Origin of the sequence: Roseisolibacter sp. H3M3-2 (genome assembly GCF_029211165.1) — a bacterium.
Lineage (GTDB): Bacteria > Gemmatimonadota > Gemmatimonadetes > Gemmatimonadales > Gemmatimonadaceae > Roseisolibacter.
Genome location: NZ_JARGEK010000495.1, coordinates 1 through 2,792, shown reverse-complemented (window position 1 = coordinate 2,792; position 2,792 = coordinate 1). Strand labels below are relative to the sequence as shown.

General features: G+C 76.3%; 1 protein-coding gene. It reads right to left on the bottom strand.

Annotated features, from left to right (window positions below; all coding sequences use genetic code 11):
• Positions 1-152 precede the first annotated feature (152 nt).
• Entirely contained in the window at positions 153-2,549 is a 2,397-nt protein-coding gene (locus tag PYV61_RS23550; protein WP_275836302.1) for a TonB-dependent receptor, read from the bottom strand.
• Between the last annotated feature and the right edge of the window lie 243 nt (positions 2,550-2,792).

Below are 2,792 nucleotides of genomic sequence, written 5' to 3'. Positions count from 1 at the left end.
CGACGTCGGCGGTCGCGCCGGTGAGCACCCGCGCGTCGCCGAGCGACACGCCGCCCGCGTGCTCCGCGGCCAGCCGCGCGCACGCGGCCGCGGCGGCGCACAGCCCCGCCGCGCCGACGATCCCGAACACCATGCGCTTGGTCATGCGGTCCTCACTTGGCCCAGGCGTAGCGCAGCCCGGCGTACACCGTGCGCGGCGCGCCCGGCGTGAACTGGTCCGGCTGCACGCGGTCGTTGAAGGTGAACCCCGCCAGCTCGGCGTAGGTGCGGTCGGTCAGGTTCAGCACGCGCCCGAACAGCTCGACGTGGCGCGTCAGCTGCGCGTTGGCGTGCAGGTGCAGCACGTCGTGCCCGCCGTACGCCTTGGGCGCCGTCGGGCGGCTCTGCGCGTCGAGGAAGTAGCCCGCGACGTACGACCCGGTGTGCGACCACTCCGCCGCCAGCCGCCCGCCGCGCAGCGCCCGCGGGCTCCACGACAGCAGCGCGTTGCCGAGCTGCGTCGGCGCCTGCTCGACGTCGAGCCCCGCGTAGCTGATCGCCGGCGTCGGCGCGTACGTCACGTACCGCTGCGCGCTCACCGACCAGGAGAGGTCGAGCTTCAGCGTCGGCAGCAGCATCGCCCCCGCGCTCGCCTCGACGCCGCGGTGGCGCGTGGTGCCGGCGTTGCGCGCCTCGCGCAGCCCGTCCGGGCGCGTGAAGGTCAGGATGTCGTCGCGGATCGTCATGTCGTACGCCGACGCCTGGTACAGCACGCGCCGCCCGAGCTGGCCGCGCAGCCCGACCTCGCTCGACGCCACCTTCACCGGCTTGAGGTCGACCGTGTTCGCCGTCGTCCCCTGCGTGAACAGCTGCCCCTGCCCGGGCGCGCGGAAGCCGGCGCGCCAGCTCGCGAACACCCCGAGCGCCGGCGACGCCTCGTACGTCACGCCGACCTTGGGGCTCAGCCGCGTGTACGTGCGCGACGTGTTCTCCGGCACGCGCCACCGCCCGGCCTGCGTCGGGGCGAGGTTCGTCGTGTAGTCGTACGCCATCCAGTCGTAGCGCGCCCCCGCGTCGATCCGCAGCCGCGCCGTCGGCGCCACCTCGGCCTGCACGTACGGCGACGCCTGGCGGTACGTCACGTCGTAGTCGTACACCGCGCGCGTCGCCTGCGCGCTGTCGTAGCGCAGCGCCACCCCGCTCCCGCTGCGGAACAGGCGCAGCGAGTCGGCGCGGTAGCTCCCCGGCGTCAGGTCGAGGTCCGCCCCGGCGATCAGCTTCGCCCGGAGCCCCGGCAGGTCGCGCCGCGCCTTGGCCAGCAGCCCGTACGACGTGCTGGTCGTCGCCCACGCCTGCGGGTCGAACGTGAGCTGCCAGTTGGGGAGCAGGTCGAGCTGGTTGTAGCGCACGTACGGCGCGACGCTCCAGCTGGCGCGCTCGGTCTGCCGCTCGACCGTCGTCGCCCCGCGCACCGCGCGCACCTGCCGGTAGGCGAGCGGCGAGCGGTTGAGCGGGTCGCGCCGCGCGAACTGCGCCGAGTCCTGCGCGATCGCGTCGTTCTGGTCGACGCGCGTGCCGGTGACCGTGGTGCGGACCGTCAGCCCGTCGTTCCCGAAGTGGTCCCAGCGCAGCGTGGCGCTCTGCCGGTCGTAGGCGTTCCGGTCGCGCCACCCGTCCATGCGCGTGAGGTTCAGGTCCGCGCGCACGCCGTCGCGCCCGCGCGTCGTGCCGCCGCTGGCGAGCACGCGCCCGTAGCCGTAGCCGCCCCCCTCGGTCGCCACCTCGACGCTCGGCGCCGCCGGCGCGGGGCGCGTCAGCACGTTCACCACGCCGCCGATCGCGTCCGAGCCGTAGAGCGCCGTGCCGGGGCCCTTGAGCACCTCGATCCCGCCGCTCTGCGGGATGTTGACCTCGTACAGCGCGTTGTGGTTGAAGAAGCCGGTCGCCCGCGTCGGGATCCCGTCCTCGAGGTAGAGGTACATCGGCTTCGTGGTGATCGGCTGCCGGATCGCCATCGAGTGCCCCTCGCCCGAGAGCTGCGACACGTACACGCCCGGCACGCGCTTGAGCACCTGCGCCGGGTGCGCGGCGCGCGCCAGCCGTACCTCGGCGCCGTCCAGCACGTCGATCGTCGCCGACGCCTCGGCGCGGCGCTGCGTCTCGCGCGTCGCGCTCACCACCACCGGCGCGACCACGGTCGCCTGCTCGACCAGCGTGAGGTCGGCCCGAACGCCGGCGGCGCCGACCTCGAGCTCGCGGCGCGCCTCGCCGAGCCCGACGCGGCGCGCGACCAGGGTGTAGCGCCCCGCCGGGACGCCGCGCACGGCGAAGCGCCCGGCCTCGTCGGTCATGGCGCCGCGCGGCGTGCTCCCGGCCGCGCCCTGCAGCAGGACCATGACGTCGCCGAGCGGGACGCCGGCGGGGGTGGTGACGCGCCCCTCGACGGTGCCGTCGCGCGCGGGCTGCGACGCGGCGGGGGAGGACGCGGGCGCCTGCGCGGGGAGCGCGCCGGCGGCGGGGAGGAGCAGCGCCGCCGCGAGGGCGGCGCGCGTACGGGTGGTGCGGGACATGGTCGGGCCCTGGCGGAGGGGACCGCGTCACGTCCGGCGCGAACCGGAAGGGTAGCCGGACGGCGACGGCGGCGTCGATGGGGACGCGTCGTCGGAGTCGCCGGGCCGTGGGGCTCAGGTACGAGCTCGGGGGGCCGCGCGCGGCGGCCCGGGCCGGCGACTCAGGCCGGGGCCGGGGGGCCGTTCGCGAACGGGAGGAGGCGCGGGGCGGCCGCCTCGTGCAGCGCCGGGGCGGGGGCGGGC

Bases quoted from the DNA above. Each gene is read 5' to 3' on its own strand.
- PYV61_RS23550 (WP_275836302.1), bottom strand. From the start codon at position 2,549: ATGTCCCGCACCACCCGTACGCGCGCCGCCCTCGCGGCGGCGCTGCTC.